At 75.1% G+C, this 14,178-nt stretch carries 12 protein-coding genes; 11 read left to right on the top strand and 1 reads right to left on the bottom strand.

The window, feature by feature from the left end:
• Window positions 1-38: 38 nt before the first annotated feature.
• The 8 genes from ACI79I_RS16335 to ACI79I_RS16300 all read left to right on the top strand — a co-directional run bounded on the left by ACI79I_RS16335 (window position 39) and on the right by ACI79I_RS16300 (window position 8,853).
• Entirely contained in the window at window positions 39-1,031 is a 993-nt protein-coding gene (locus ACI79I_RS16335; RefSeq protein WP_456993370.1) for an ATP-binding cassette domain-containing protein, read from the top strand.
• Between the two features lie 3 nt (window positions 1,032-1,034).
• The gene (locus ACI79I_RS16330) at window positions 1,035-1,913 is read left to right on the top strand and encodes an ABC transporter permease (protein ID WP_456993368.1); all 879 of its coding nucleotides are present in this window, start codon (window positions 1,035-1,037) and stop codon (window positions 1,911-1,913) included.
• Between the two features lie 34 nt (window positions 1,914-1,947).
• Window positions 1,948-3,351: an alpha/beta fold hydrolase gene (locus ACI79I_RS16325; protein ID WP_456993403.1), complete on the top strand. Its 1,404-nt coding sequence runs from the start codon at window positions 1,948-1,950 to the stop codon at window positions 3,349-3,351.
• A gap of 9 nt (window positions 3,352-3,360) precedes the next feature.
• On the top strand, window positions 3,361-4,053 hold the full coding sequence (gene mftE, locus ACI79I_RS16320; RefSeq protein WP_456993367.1) for a mycofactocin biosynthesis peptidyl-dipeptidase MftE: 693 nt from the start codon (window positions 3,361-3,363) through the stop codon (window positions 4,051-4,053).
• 21 nt (window positions 4,054-4,074) lie between these two features.
• Window positions 4,075-4,617: a cysteine hydrolase family protein gene (locus ACI79I_RS16315; RefSeq protein ID WP_456993366.1), complete on the top strand. Its 543-nt coding sequence runs from the start codon at window positions 4,075-4,077 to the stop codon at window positions 4,615-4,617.
• Entirely contained in the window at window positions 4,614-6,200 is a 1,587-nt protein-coding gene (mftF, locus tag ACI79I_RS16310; RefSeq protein WP_456993364.1) for a mycofactocin biosynthesis glycosyltransferase MftF, read from the top strand. The genes ACI79I_RS16315 and mftF overlap by 4 nt, the downstream gene beginning before the upstream one ends.
• A gap of 22 nt (window positions 6,201-6,222) precedes the next feature.
• Window positions 6,223-7,545, top strand: coding sequence for a GAF domain-containing protein (locus ACI79I_RS16305; protein WP_456993363.1), 1,323 nt, complete (start codon window positions 6,223-6,225; stop codon window positions 7,543-7,545).
• Between the two features lie 75 nt (window positions 7,546-7,620).
• Window positions 7,621-8,853, top strand: a complete 1,233-nt coding sequence (locus ACI79I_RS16300) for an MFS transporter (protein WP_456993362.1) — start codon at window positions 7,621-7,623, stop codon at window positions 8,851-8,853.
• Window positions 8,854-8,962: 109 nt separating this feature from the next.
• On the opposite strand, the gene ACI79I_RS16295 is transcribed toward ACI79I_RS16300, so the two are convergent.
• Window positions 8,963-9,967: an iron-siderophore ABC transporter substrate-binding protein gene (locus ACI79I_RS16295; protein ID WP_456993361.1), complete on the bottom strand. Its 1,005-nt coding sequence runs from the start codon at window positions 9,965-9,967 to the stop codon at window positions 8,963-8,965.
• Window positions 9,968-10,266: 299 nt separating this feature from the next.
• Between ACI79I_RS16295 and ACI79I_RS16290 the strand changes: the two genes are divergently transcribed.
• From ACI79I_RS16290 to ACI79I_RS16280, 3 genes are read left to right on the top strand one after another with little or no spacing between them, the layout of a single operon-like run.
• The gene (locus ACI79I_RS16290; protein WP_456993360.1) at window positions 10,267-10,809 is read left to right on the top strand and encodes a (2Fe-2S)-binding protein; all 543 of its coding nucleotides are present in this window, start codon (window positions 10,267-10,269) and stop codon (window positions 10,807-10,809) included.
• Window positions 10,806-13,298 carry a xanthine dehydrogenase family protein molybdopterin-binding subunit gene (locus ACI79I_RS16285; protein ID WP_456993359.1) on the top strand — a complete coding sequence of 831 codons (2,493 nt, stop codon included), beginning with the start codon at window positions 10,806-10,808 and terminating at the stop codon, window positions 13,296-13,298. Before ACI79I_RS16290 ends, ACI79I_RS16285 begins: the two co-directional genes overlap by 4 nt.
• Window positions 13,295-14,152, top strand: a complete 858-nt coding sequence (locus ACI79I_RS16280) for an FAD binding domain-containing protein (RefSeq protein WP_456993358.1) — start codon at window positions 13,295-13,297, stop codon at window positions 14,150-14,152. The genes ACI79I_RS16285 and ACI79I_RS16280 overlap by 4 nt, the downstream gene beginning before the upstream one ends.
• Window positions 14,153-14,178: the final 26 nt, after the last annotated feature.

The following is a 14,178-nucleotide window of genomic DNA, read 5'->3' as shown; positions in this document are numbered from 1 at the left end:
GCTTGACAGCCTAACGGTGTGAGAGGACGGTGGCCGCCGTGTCTAACGCCGTTAGAGGGCCGGCCATCGAGGTGACCGGCCTGACGAAGACCTACAAGACCGGTGACACCACGGTGGAGGCGGTCAAGGGCATCGACCTGCGGGTCGAGGCCGGGCAGACCTACGGCTTCCTGGGGCCCAACGGCGCGGGGAAGTCCACGACCATCGAGATGCTCTGCACCATCCGCAACCCCACGTCCGGCACCGCCCGGGTGGCCGGGTACGACGTCGTCTCCGAGCGCGACCAGGTGCGCCGGCGGATCGGGCTGGTGTTCCAGCAGCAGACCCTGGACCTGCAGCTCACCGCCGAGCAGAACCTGCGCTTCCACGCCGAGCTGTACGGGCTCTCCCGGGCCGAGGCCGACCGCCGCATCGACGAGGTGCTGGAGATGGTGGCGCTCGCCGACCGCCGGTCGGACACCGTGCAGCGCTTCTCCGGCGGGATGAAGCGCCGCCTGGAGATCGCCCGCGGCCTGGTCCACGCCCCGCAGGTGCTGTTCCTCGACGAGCCCACCATCGGGCTGGACCCGCAGACCCGCGCCGCGATCTGGGCGTACCTGCACGACCTGCGCCGGACGACGGAGATCACCGTCTTCGTGACCACGCACTACATGGACGAGGCCGAGCACTGCGACCGGATCGCGATCATGGACCACGGCGACATCGTCGTGGAGGACACCCCCGAGGCGCTCAAGTCGAGCGTGGGCACCGACCGGATCGCGCTGCGCACCGACGACGACGAGCTGGCGATCGCCCGGGTCCGGGAGCGGCTGGGCGTCGAGGCCGGCGTCCACGAGGGCCAGGTGACCCTCGCCGTCGCCGAGGGCGCGCAGGTGGTGCCGCGGCTGTTCACCGAGCTCGGCGTCGGCATCCGCTCGGTCACCGTCACCCGGCCCAGCCTCGACGACGTCTTCCTGACCTACACCGGCCGCACGATCCGAGACTCCGAGGGGCCCGGCGCGCCGGCGTTCCCCTTCGCCGGGAGGCGCTGACAGATGACGACCCGCGACACCGCCGTCCCGCCCGCCCCGGCACGCGACCGGCTGCCCGAGGTCCGCAGCGACCTGGCGCACGAGCTGCGCGCCGTCTGGGTGGTCATGCGCCGCGAGCTGCTGCGGCTCCGGCAGGACAAGGCCCGCATGCTCACCATGCTGCTGCAGCCGCTGCTGTTCATCTTCGTGATGGGCACCGGCCTGTCGAGCATCGTGGACACCGGCGGCGGCACCAGCTTCCAGGCCTTCCTCTTCCCCGGCGTCCTGGCCACGTCGGTGCTGTTCACCGCCGCGTTCGCCGGGATCTCCCTGGTCTGGGACCGGGAGTTCGGCTTCCTCCGCGAGATGATGGTCGCCCCGATCTCGCGCGGGTCGATCATCTGGGGCAAGTGCCTCGGCGGCGCCGTCGTCGCCACCGTGCAGAGCCTGGTGCTGCTCGCCCTGGTCGGGACGGTCGGCATCCCCTACTCGCCGCCCCTGCTGCTGGCGCTGGTCGGCTGCCTGTTCCTCGGGTCGCTGCTGCTGACCGCGCTCGGCGTGCTGCTCTCCACCCGCATCAAGACCATCCAGACGGCGATGCCGGTCAGCCAGCTGCTGATCATGCCGATGATGTTCCTGTCCGGGGCGCTGTTCCCCGTGTCCGGGCTGCCGGACTGGCTCGCCGTCCTCACCCGGCTCAACCCGCTCACCTACGTGGTCCAGCCGATGCGGCACCTGACGCTGGAGCACCTCGCGCTCACCGGCGAGGAGCGCGAGCGGCTCCTGCCGGTGATCACCTGGTTCGGCTGGGAGGTGCCGGTCGGGGTGCAGCTGCTGACCGTCGCCGTCATCACCCTGAGCCTGGTGACCGTCGCCGCGCGGGTCTTCAAGACGGCGGAGTGACGCCCGTCGGCGTGCCACGATGCGCGCCGTGCCGATGACGAAGCGGTCGGTCACCACAGCCGCCGCGGGCCCCGCCCGACGACCCCCCGCCCCCGACGGCACCGGGGCCCGGCCCCGCACCGGTCCGATCCGCCGGATCGTCGTGGGCTCGCTGGTGGCGGGGGCGGCCGGCGCCGGCGTGCTGACCCTCGTCGTCGTCGGCGGAGCCCGCGAGCACGTCGTCACCGGGTCGGCGCTGCTGGGCTTCGCCTCCGGCTGGCTGGTGCTGGCGGTGCTGTCCGCTCGGCTGACCAGCCAGCCGCAGCGATGGGCACTGGTCCCCGCTGCCGGGATGGCCGCCACCGGCCTGGGCCTGCTGGTCCTCGCGCCCGGCGACCGCGGGCTGACCGCCGCCGGGTGGTGCTGGCCTCCGCTCCTGCTCGTGCTCGCCGTGTGGACGGCGGCCCGCGTGCGTCGCTCGCTGGCCGCCGGGAGCGGGCGGTGGGTGCTGTACGTGGTCGTGCTGGCCATGGTCCTCGCCGCCGTCGGCGGGGTGGTCGAGACCGTCGCACGCGTCACCGACCAGCGCAGCCTGGCCATGCCCGGGCAGTCCCACGACGTCGGCGGACGGCGGCTGCACCTGGACTGCACCGGCTCGGGCAGCCCCACCGTCGTGCTGCAGAGCGGGCTCGGCGAGATGTCGGCGAACTGGGCCCGCATCGCACCGGAGGTCGGCCGCACCACCCGCGTGTGCGCCTACGACCGCGCCGGCCAGGGCTGGAGCGACGACGCGCCGGACCCGCAGGACGGCCTGCAGGCCGCCGCGGACCTGCGCACCCTGCTCGACCGCGCCGGCGAGGACGGGCCCTACGTGCTCGTGGGGCACTCGACCGGTGGTTCGTACGCGATGGCCTACGCCGCGCAGTACCCCGAGCAGGTCGCCGGGATGGCGCTGCTGGATCCCTCCGACGCCTACCGGTCCACGGCCGGTCACGGCTCGGTCGACGCCGGCGCTCCGGCCGAGTTCGCGCTGCTGCCCAGCCTGGCCCGGCTGGGCCTCGGGCGCCTGCTGCCGACCTCGGCGTGGTCCGGCCTTCCGGAGCCGGCCGCGGCGCAGGTGCAGGCGTTCGCCGCCAGCCCCCGCGGCTGGCGGAACCAGCGGGACGAGTACGTCGCCATGCCGGCGGTGTTCACCCAGGCTCAGGCGCTGACCACCCTCGGCACCAGGCCGTTGGTCGTCCTCACCACGACCGGCTCACCCCACGCGCCGGGCTTCACCGCCGCGCACGATCGGATGGCGGCACTGTCCCGCAGCAGCAGCCACCGGTTCGTGGACGCGACGCACGTCGGCCTGCTCGACGAGGCTGAGGGTGCTCGCCTCTCCGTCGGCGCCATCGACGACGTCGTCCGGGCCGTGCGCACCGGCTCGCCGCCCTCGCCCGACGGGACGGGTCCCTAGGCTGCCCCGGTGACGTCCCTCGCCGGAGCGGCCTGGCCCGAGCTGCCGGAGCGCCCCCTCCTCCTCGTCCCCCTGGGCGCGGTCGAGCAGCACGGCCACCACCTGCCGCTGGGCACCGACACCACGGTGGCCTGCGCGGTCGCCGAGGCGGCCGTCGACGCCCTGGACGGCGTGCTGCTCGCCCCGGCGCTGGCCTACGGCGCGAGCGGGGAGCACGAGGACTTCCCCGGGACCATCTCGATCGGGACCGAGGCCCTGACCGGGCTGCTCGTCGAGTACGGCCGCTCCGCCTGCCGGTGGGTGGGCCGGCTGGTCCTGGTCAACGGCCACGGGGGCAACCTCGACGCGCTGCGGACGGCGATCGCGCTGCTGCGCACCGAGGGGCGCGACGTCGCCTGGTTCGCGTGCAGCGTCCCGGGCGCCGACGCGCACGCCGGCCGCACCGAGACGTCGCTGGTGTTGCACGTGGAACCAGAGCAGGTGGGCGCCGACCGCGCCCCCGGGGAGACGACGCCGATCGGGCAGCTGCTGCCGCGGCTGCGGGCCGAGGGCGTGCGGGCGGTCAGCCCCACGGGCGTGCTCGGCGACCCGGCCGGCGCGTCGGCGGACGAGGGGGCGCACCTGCTCGCCGACATGGCCGGGCGGCTGGCCGGAGCCGTCCAGGCCTGGGACGTCGACCCCACCGGCCGGTTGCGTTCCTGACCGGGGGTTATGGTCCGCGGCATGGGGTCCCCGTCCGGCTGGCTGGTCGTCGTCGACTACCAGGAGGTCTTCCGCGACCCCACCTCGCCGTGGACGACGCCGCGCTTCGACGAGATCCGCCCGCGCGTCCGGTCGCTGGCCGAGGCCTTCGGCGACCGCGCCGTGTTCACCCGCTTCGTCGTGCCCGAGCAGCCGGTGGGCGCCTGGGCCGACTACTACGCGACCTACGACTACTTCCGCCAGGAGCACGCGATCCCGCTGTTCCAGCTCTCCGAGGACCCCGGCGGCCGTCCCGTCGTCGACGCCCCCACCTTCGGCAAGTGGGTCCCCGAGCTCGCGGACCTCGTGGCTGAGGGGCCGCTGACCGTCGCCGGCGTCGCCACCGACTGCTGCGTCCTCTCCACCGTGCTGCCCGCGGCCGACGCCGGGGTTCGGGTGCGGGTGGTCTCCGACGCCTGCGCCGGCGCGAGCGACGAGGCCCACGAGGACACCCTGCGGATCTTCGGCTGCTACGCCCCGCTGGTGGAGGTCACGACGACGGCCGAGGTCCTGGGCGAGGGATGAGTGCCGGCCCGGCCGTCGCCCCGGCTCCGGCGGAGCGGCTGCCCGACGGGTTCGCCGTCCGGCTGGACCCGCGCACGCGGCGGCGGGACGGCGGGACGACGCTGCTCGGGGGCTCCCCGCTGCGCCTGGTGCGCCTGCTGCCCCGCGCGCGCGACCTGCTGCGCGGGAACCGGCTCGTCGTCCGCGACCCCGCCACCGCCGCGCTGGCCGCGCGCCTGCTGGATGCGGGCCTGGCGCACCCGGACCTCGCCGCGCCAGGAGCGGTGGACCTCACCGTCGTCGTCCCGGTCCGGGACCGCCCTGCCCAACTGGACCGGCTGCTGGCCGCGCTGCGGGCCGACCCGGACACGGCCGCCGTCCCGGTGCTCGTCGTGGACGACGGCTCCGCCGACCCCGCCGCGGTGACCGCGACCGCCGGCCGGCGCGGCGCCCGGGTGCTCCGCCAACCCACCTCCCGCGGGCCCGCCGCCGCCCGCAACGCCGGGCTGCGCGCGGCGACCACCGAGCTCGTCGCGTTCCTCGACTCCGACTGCGTGCCACCGCCGGGCTGGGCCCGGGTGCTGGCCGGCCACACGGCCGACCCCCGGCTGGCGCTGGTCGCGCCGCGGATCACCGCCCTGCCCGCGCGCGGCGCCGGCTGGGTGGACCGCTACGAGACCGCGGTCAGCGCCCTCGACATGGGGCCGGGCCCGGCGCCGGTCGTGGCCGGGACGGCGGTGTCCTACGTGCCCAGCGCCGCGCTGCTCGCCCGCCGGTGCGCCCTCGGCGACGGCTTCGACGAGGCGATGCGGGTGGCCGAGGACGTCGACCTGGTCTGGCGGCTGACCGCGGCCGGCTGGCGGGTGCGGTACGAGCCGTCGGCGACGGTCGCCCACGAGCACCCCGCGGGGACGGCGGAGTGGCTGCGCCGGCGCGCGTTCTACGGGACCGGCGCCGCGCTGCTCGCCGCCCGGCACGGTCCCGCGGTCGCGCCCGTGGTCCTCTCGCCGTGGTCGGGGCTGGCCTGGGGCCTGGTCCTGTCCGGACGCCGGAGCGCCGCGGTCGCGGCCGCCGGCGTGCTGGTCGCCGCGACCGGGCGGCTGGCCCGTCGGCTGGCCCGCCCGGGGGAGCGCCCGCCGGTGGGGCTCGCCGCGGTCCTGGTGCTGCGGGGGAGCGCCGCCGCCGGGCGCACCCTGGCCCGCGGCGTCACCCGGCACCACTGGCCGCTGGCGCTGGTCGCCGCGGCGGTCAGCCGGCGGGGCCGCCGCTGGATCGCCGGAGCCGCGGTCGCCGACGCCGTCCTCGCCTGGTGGCCGCACCGCCGGCAGGTCGGTCCGCTGCGCTTCGCCGCCGCCCGCCGGCTCGAGGACCTCGCCTACGGCGCCGGTCTGTGGCACGGCGCCGTGCGCGCCCGCGACGCGAGGGCGCTGCTCCCGGCCGCGCCGTCGGTCGCCGGCCCGGCTCGCCCGCCCGGTGACCCGGGAACGTCCTCCCTCGCCGTCCACCGCGGGGGAGGACGTGCCACGACCAGGGGACCTCGTCGTGGCCGGGCGGGCGTTGCCTGGTGGAAACGGTGGACAGGGGCCACGATGGGCGGGACATGAGCCCGAGCCCGCGGACGTCGTCGTGACCACGGTCAACCCGTGGCTCGCCCTGCCCGAGGGGCGCCCCGACCCCGCGATCACCCGGCGGCTGCGGGCCGCCCACGAGGCGCTGGTCACCCGCGGCGGGGCGCCGGTGCGCGACTCGGTGCGGGTCGTCGTCTGGGACTCCTGGCGGCGCTGCCTGGGCAGCGGGGTGGACCCCGACGGCAGCGCGCCCCCCGTCGACCTCCTCGACGACGACCTGCTGGAGTACCGCGCCGCCCACCCGCTCGCGCCGGTCCTCCCGGTGATCCGGCGGCTGCTGGTCGAGGACGCCGAGGCCGACCAGATGATCGTCGCGGTCACCGACGCGGCGGGCCGGATGCTGTGGGTGGAGGGCGACCGGCGGCTGCGCTCCCGGGCGGAGGGGATGAACTTCGTCGAGGGCGCGCGCTGGTCGGAGGAGGTCGCCGGCACCAACGCCCCGGGCACCGCGCTGGCCGTCGACCACGCCGTCCAGATCTACGGCAGCGAGCACTACCGCCGGCCGGTGCAGAACTGGAGCTGCTCGGCGGCGCCGGTCCACCACCCGGTGACCGGGGTCCTGCTCGGCGCGATCGACGTCACCGGGGGCGACCACGTGGCCAGCCCGCACGTGCTCACGCTGGTCCGGGCGACCGTCGCGGCGGTGGAGGCCGAGCTGCGCTGGTTGCACCGCGAACACGTGCCGGGGCGGCGGGCCGTCCCCTCCGCCGTGCCGGTGCCGCGGCTGGAGGTCCTCGGGCGCGAGCGGGCCCGGCTGCGGCTGCCCGCCGGGCCGGTCGAGCTGTCGCTGCGCCACTCCGAGCTGCTGCTGCTCCTCGCCGAGGCCGCCGTCGCCGGGGGCGGGCGCACCGCCGAGCAGCTGGCCGCCGAGTGCCACGCCGGGGACGCCGCGGCGGTGACCGTGCGTGCCGAGCTCTCGCGGTTGCGCCGACTGGTCGGCACCGACCTCGTCGGGTCCCGGCCCTACCGGCTGCTGGCCCCGCTCGAGACCGACCTCGACCAGGTGCGCCGGCTGCTGGGCCGCGGCGCGGTCGGGCCGGCCCTGGAGCGCTATGCCGGCGCGGTGCTGCCGCCCTCGACCGCGCCCGGCGTCGTCGCGACCCGGCAGCGGCTGGCCGCGCAGCTGCGCCAGGCGGTGCTCGCCAGCCGCCGCCCCGAGCTGGTGCTGCGCTACAGCCGGCTGCCCGAGGCCCAGGACGACGTCGCCGTCTGGCAGACCTGCCTGGAGTGGCTCCCGCCCGGGGCGCCGAGCCGGCCCGCGGTCGCCGCCCACCTGCACCGGCTGCGCCGCGCTCCCCGAGGACCACTGCGCGTCCACTGAAGGAGGACCCCCGTCCTCGTCCACTGGGCGGGACGGCGGGAATGCGGTCGGTTCCCGCCGGCTTGCCACCACTCCGTGAGCGTGACCAGCGAGGACGTCCCCGCACTGAGCACCCGGCGGGTCGTCGCCGCGGTCGTGGCCCTGGCCCTCGGCGGCTTCGCGATCGGCACCACCGAGTTCGTCACGATGGGACTGCTGCCCGACATCGCGGTCGGGGTGGGCGTCGACATCCCGACCGCGGGCCACGTCATCTCCGCCTACGCCCTGGGCGTGGTGGTCGGCGCGCCGGTGATCGCCGCCCTCGGTGCCCGGCTGCCCCGCCGCGGCCTGCTGGTCGGCCTCATGGCGGCCTTCCTGCTCGGCAACGTCGGCAGCGCCCTGGCGTCCGGCTCGTCCGCGCTGCTGCTCGCCCGGTTCGTCAGCGGCCTGCCGCACGGGGCCTACTTCGGTGTCGCCTCGCTGGTCGCGGCCGCCCTGGTGCGCCCGCAGCTGCGCGGCCGGGCGGTCAGCTCGGTGATGCTGGGCCTCGCCGCGGCCAACGTGGCCGGGGTGCCCGCCGCCACCTGGCTCGGCCAGCACCTCGGGTGGCGGGCGGCCTACTGGGCGGTCGGCGTCCTCGCCGTGGTCACGGTCCTGGCCGTGCTCGCCGTCGTGCCGTCGTCCCCCGGCCGGGCGGAGGCCACCGTGGCGACCGAGCTCGCCGCGCTGCGCCGTCCCCAGGTGCTGCTCACGCTGGCCGTGGCGACCGTCGGTTTCGGCGGCATGTTCGCCGTCTACAGCTACATCGCGCCGATCACCACCGAGGTGACCGGCCTGCCCCGCGGTGCGGTGCCGTGGGTGCTGCTGGCCTTCGGCGTGGGCGGCGTCGCCGGGACGGCGCTGGGTGGCCGGCTGGCCGACCTCGCCCTGTTCCGCTCGCTGGTCGGGGCCATGGTGGCGATCGGGCTGCTGCTCGCCGTGGTCCCGGCGGCTGCGGGGTGGGCGCCGTCGTTCCTGACCGCGGTGTTCCTGCTGGCGATGACCGCCTCGGTGCTGGTCGTCTGCCTCCAGCTGCGGCTGATGGAGGTCGCCGGGGAGGCGCAGATGCTCGGCGCGGCGCTCAACCACTCCGCCCTCAACGCCGCCAACGCCCTCGGCGCCTGGCTCGGCGGGGTGGTCATCGCCGCCGGTCTCGGCTGGACCGCGCCGGCCCTCGTCGGGGCCGGCCTGGCCGCCGTCGGGCTGGTCGCGCTGACCGCATCCGCGGTGCTCCGGCGCCGGGAGCTGCGCGCCGGGCCGGTGCGGACGGCGCCCGCACCGGCCCGGTAGCGCTCGCTGCGGTGCTCCCTGGGCTGTCAGCCGGCGAGCCCTCTGGCCGGCTTCCGCGCCCGGGTCCGCTCCTCGCTCGCCGGCGCTCGCTGCGGTGCTCCCCGGGCTGTCAGCCGGCGAGCGCCTCGGCGAACTGCGGGACGGCGTTGTCCAGCGCGTACTGGATCCCCAGCGCCGAGCCGCTGGAGAAGGCGCTGACCAGCGTCTGGTCCTCGAGGACGACGGCATGGCCCTGCTGCACCGACGGCAGGGTCTGCCACAGCGGGTTGCCGGTGATCTCCGCGGCGTCGACGAAGATCGGGAAGACGACGGTCAGCGGGGCGTCCAGCAGCTGCAGTTGCTCGTCGCTGACCGAGACGAAGAAGTTCTCCCCCGCGAGGTCCTGGATGGCCGGCTTGTTGGTGAAGCCCAGGGCCTCCATGAAGTCGACGCGGGCGTCGCCGCGGACGTAGGCGCCGAACCCCTCGGAGGTGTAGGCGCCCACCGCGACCTCGGTGCCGGCGAACCCGGGGTTCGCGGTCCGGGCGTCGGCGAACTGCTGCTCGACCTCGTCGGCCAGCGCCGTGGCCTCCTCGCTGCGGCCGAGGGCCTCGCCGACCATCTCCAGCTGCTGCTGCCAGGTCGTCTGGTACGGGCCCACCCCCTCGGGCTGGCCGATGGTCGGGGCGATCGCGCGCAGCGAGTCGTAGCGCTCCTGGGTCGCGTCCGAGCGGGTGTCGAGGATCAGGTCGGGGTCCAGCGCGGCGATCGCCTCCAGGCTGGGCTCCAGGGTCTCGATGATCTCCGGGGCCTGGTCGTAGCGGCCCTCGGCCCACGGCCCGACACCCTCGCCGCCGAAGCCCAGCCAGTCGCTGGCCCCCACCGGCTGCACGCCGAGCGCGAGCGCCGTCTCGGCGTCCGACCAGCCGAGAGCGACCACGCGGACCGGCTCCTCCTCGACGGTGACGTCGCCGAAGGCGGTCGGCACGGTCACCGGGAAGGCGCCGGAGGAGGAGCCGCTCGGCGCGGCGGCTCCCGGGTCGCTCTCGTCGTCCGACGACCCGGAGCTGCAGCTGGTGACGAGGACGGCGGCGGCCAGCAGGGCGGCCCCGCGCAGGGCGGTGCGGACGGTCATGAGCGACTCCTTCGGACAACAGGTGAGGCTCACCTGACTACCCGCGGGTCACGGGCGGGTCACCGGGGTCCGCCGGGCGTTCCTGCAACGCCGCTGCAACGTTGCCCCGCCGCGCGGCTCCGGCCCGGACCAGCGGTACGACCTCCGCAACTGCGGGTGTAGATGGCGCCGATCCGTCGCAGCCGCGGTTCCCTCCCCTCGCACCGTGCAGGTAAGCGTGGCCTAAGTCACTCCCCCGTTGACAGACTCCCGGCCCAGGTGGCGACGCCACAGAACCCCTGCAACGAAGCGGAGGATCCGTGACACAGATCAACGTGCGGGTCGACGGGGTGACCTACGCCGACGACGTCGAACCGCGGACCCTGCTCGTCCACTACCTGCGCGAGCAGCTGGGCAAGGTGGGCACCGTCGTCGGGTGCGACACCAGCAACTGCGGTGCGTGCACCGTGCACCTGGACGGCGCGGCCGTGAAGTCCTGCACCGTGTTCGCCGTCCAGGCCGACGGCAGCGAGGTCACGACCATCGAGGGCGTGGCGCAGGACGGTGAGCTGCACCCGGTGCAGAAGGCCTTCCACGAGATGCACGGCCTGCAGTGCGGGTTCTGCACCCCGGGGATGATCATGGCCTCGATCGACCTGCTCAAGGAGAACCCGGACCCCAGCGAGACCGAGGTGCGCGAGGGCATCGAGGGCAACCTCTGCCGCTGTACCGGCTACCAGAACATCGTCCGCGCCGTACGACAGGCCGCCGCCGAGATGGGCGGTCGCACCGCGGACGACACGTCCACCCGGCCGGCCGTCGTGGACACGGCCGCCGCCGACCACGTGGTGGTGCAGGCATGACGGTCACCGAGGACGCCGCCGACCTGGCCCCGGCCAAGGAGGTCGGGAAGGCCCGCCGGCGCAAGGAGGACGCCCGGCTGATCACCGGCCGGACGACGTGGACCGACAACACGGTCCTGCCCGGGATGCTGTACCTCTCGGTGGTCCGCAGCCCGGTCGCGCATGCCAAGATCACCAACGTCGACGTCAGTGCCGCGCAGCAGGCGCCCGGCGTGGTCGCCGTCTTCACCGGCCGCGACTTCGCCGAGGAGCAGGGCTCCATCCCCTGCGCCTGGCCGGTGACGCCCGACATGGTCAACCCCGGCCACCCCTCGCTCGCGGTCGAGGAGGTCAACCACGTCGGCGAGGCCGTCGCGGTCATCGTCGCCCGGAGCAGGACCGCCGCCGCCGACGCCGTCGAGCTGGTCGACGTCGACTACGACCTCCTGCCCCCCGTGCTGGACATGGAGCAGGCCGTCAAGGGCGAGGCCGACCTCTGCCACGACCACATCGAGTCCAACACCGCCTACCACTTCGTCTTCGACGCCGGCGAGGCCGGCACCGGCGGCGACACCGACCAGGCCTTCGCCGACGCCGACGTCGTGGTCAGCCGCCGGTTCGTCAACCAGCGGCTGATCCCCGCCTTCATGGAGCCGCGCTCGGTGGTCGTCCAGCCGCAGGGCGACAACTTCACGATGTGGTCGGCCACCCAGATCCCGCACGTGCTGCGGGTCATGCTGGCGATGGTCACCGGCATCCCCGAGCACAAGCTCCGGGTGATCGCCCCCGACGTCGGCGGCGGCTTCGGCGGCAAGCTCCAGGTCAACCCCGAGGAGGTCATCGCCCTCCTGGTGGCCCGGCGGCTGGGCAAGCCGGTCAAGTGGACCGAGACCCGCAGCGAGTCGCTGATGGCGGCCCACCACGGCCGCGACCAGATCCAGTACGTGGACATCGCCGCCGACCGCGAGGGCAACCTCAAGGCCCTCCGGGTGCGGATCCTGGCCGACATGGGCGCCTACCTGCGTCTGATCACCCCTGGGGTCCCGGCGCTGGGTGCCTTCATGTTCCCCGGCATCTACAAGTTCCCCGCCTACCGCTTCGAGTGCGACGGCGTCTTCACCAACAAGGTGCCGACCGACGCCTACCGCGGCGCCGGGCGCCCGGAGGCGACCTTCGCCGTCGAGCGGGCCATGGACGAGCTCGCCGTCGAGCTCGGCATGGACCCGCTGGAGCTGCGCCGGCGGAACTGGATCAAGGCCGAGGAGTTCCCGTTCACCACGGTCGCCGGTCTCGAGTACGACAGCGGCGACTACGACGCCGCCACCCGGCAGGCGCTGGAGCTGATCGGCTACGACGAGCTGCGCGAGGAGCAGCGGCGGCGCCGGGAGTCGAACGACCCGGTGCAGCTGGGCATCGGGTTCTCGACCTTCACCGAGATGTGCGGCCTGGCGCCGTCCCGGGTGCTCGGGTCGCTGTCCTACGGGGCGGGCGGCTGGGAGGCGGCGTCGATCCGGATGCTGCCCACCGGCAAGGTCGAGGTGGTCACCGGCTCCACGCCGCACGGGCAGGGCCACGAGACGGCCTGGAGCCAGCTGGTCGCCGATCAGCTCGGCGTGCCGTTCGAGGACGTCGAGGTGCTGCACGGCGACACCGCGGTGTCCCCCCGCGGCATGGACACCTACGGCTCCCGGTCGCTCGTCGTCGGTGGGACGGCGGTGGTCAAGGCCGCGGAGAAGGTGGTCGCCAAGGCCCGCAAGGTCGCGGCGCACCTGCTGGAGGCCAGCGAGGACGACCTCGAGTTCGCCGACGGGAAGTTCTCGGTGCGCGGCACCCCCGGCACGTCGATGGGCATCCAGGAGATCGCGCTCGCGGTGTTCGCCGCGCACAACTACCCCGAGGACATCGAGCCCTCGATCGACGCGGACGCCACCTTCGACCCGGTGAACTTCTCCTTCCCGCACGGCACGCACATCTGCGCGATGGAGGTCGACACCGAGACGGGGATGGTGAAGATCCGCAAGTACGCGTCGGTGGACGACGTCGGCACGATCGTCAACCCGCTCATCGTCGAGGGCCAGGTGCACGGCGGGCTGGCGCAGGGCATCGCCCAGGCGCTGTACGAGGAGGCCGTCTACGACGCCGACGGCAACCTCACCACCGGCACCTTCGTCGACTACCTGGTGCCGTCGGCGGCCGACCTGCCGCACTTCGACACCGGCAACACGGTGCACGCCGCCCCCGGCAACCCGATCGGCGCCAAGGGCGTCGGCGAGGCCGGCTGCATCGCCAGCACCCCGGCGGTCGTCAACGCCGCGCTCGACGCCGTCCGTCACCTGGGGGTGAGCGACATCCGCATGCCGCTGACGCCCGAGCGCGTGTGGCGGGCCCTGCACGAGGGCGGGGACGGCGGCGACCGCGCCACCGCCGGCACCGTCGCCTGGGGCGGCGCGCAGACCGAGACCACCGCCGGCGTCTCCACCCCGCAGTCGTCCCTCGGAGGTGACCGGTGATCCCCGCTCCGTTCGCGTACGCCCGGCCGACGACGGTCGACGAGGCGCTGCAGGCCATCGCCGAGGGCGGCGAGGACGTCAAGATCCTCGCCGGCGGCCAGTCGCTCATCCCGGTCATGCGGCTGCGCCTGGCGGCACCGGAGACGGTCGTCGACCTCGGCCGGGTCAGCGAGATGCGCGGCGTCCGGGAGGACGGCGACGCGATCGTCATCGGCGCCATGACGACGCACTCCGACGTGCTCAGGGACCCGCTCGTCCAGCAGTACGCGCCGCTGATCGCCGAGGCCACCGAGACGGTGGCCGACCGGCAGGTGCGGGCCCGGGGCACGTTCGGCGGGGCGCTGGCCCACGCCGATCCCGCCGGGGACCTGCCGGCCGTGGCGCTGGCCCTGGACGCCGAGTTCGTCCTCGCCGGCCCCAACGGCCGGCGCACCGTGCCAGCGACGGACTTCTTCGTCGACTACCTCACCACGGCCCTGGAGGAGGGGGAGCTGCTCGTCGAGATCCGGATCCCCAAGCTGGCCGGCCAGTGGGGCATGCACTACGAGAAGTTCAACCGGGTGGCGCAGGCCTGGTCGATCGTGGCGGTGGCCGCGGCGGTCCGCCGGGAGGACGGGCGCATCGCGGAGGCCCGCATCGGGCTGACCAACATGGGCCCGACGCCGCTGCGCGCGAGGGCGGCCGAGGCCGCCCTCGCCGGCGCGGATGCCAGCCCGGACGCCATCGCGGCCGCCGCGCGGGCCGCAGCCGAGGGCACCAGCCCGAGCAGCGACCTCAACGCCCAGGCCGACTACCGCCAGCACCTGGCCCAGGTGCTGACTCGCCGTGCGGTCACCGCCGCCGCGGGGTTGTAGCGTCGGTCACCAACCCCCGGAACCCG

This window comes from Geodermatophilus sp. SYSU D01105 (genome assembly GCF_054050095.1).
Note: the sequence above shows the minus strand (reverse complement) of the source record. Positions and strands in the feature narration are given on the sequence as shown.

Coding starts and splice junctions, on each gene's coding strand:
- ACI79I_RS16330 (WP_456993368.1), top strand. CDS start 1,035: ATGACGACCCGCGACACCGCCGTCCCGCCCGCCCCGGCACGCGACCGG.
- ACI79I_RS16325 (WP_456993403.1), top strand. CDS start 1,948: ATGACGAAGCGGTCGGTCACCACAGCCGCCGCGGGCCCCGCCCGACGA.
- ACI79I_RS16315 (WP_456993366.1), top strand. CDS start 4,075: ATGGGGTCCCCGTCCGGCTGGCTGGTCGTCGTCGACTACCAGGAGGTC.
- mftF (WP_456993364.1), top strand. CDS start 4,614: ATGAGTGCCGGCCCGGCCGTCGCCCCGGCTCCGGCGGAGCGGCTGCCC.
- ACI79I_RS16295 (WP_456993361.1), bottom strand. CDS start 9,967: ATGACCGTCCGCACCGCCCTGCGCGGGGCCGCCCTGCTGGCCGCCGCC.
- ACI79I_RS16285 (WP_456993359.1), top strand. CDS start 10,806: ATGACGGTCACCGAGGACGCCGCCGACCTGGCCCCGGCCAAGGAGGTC.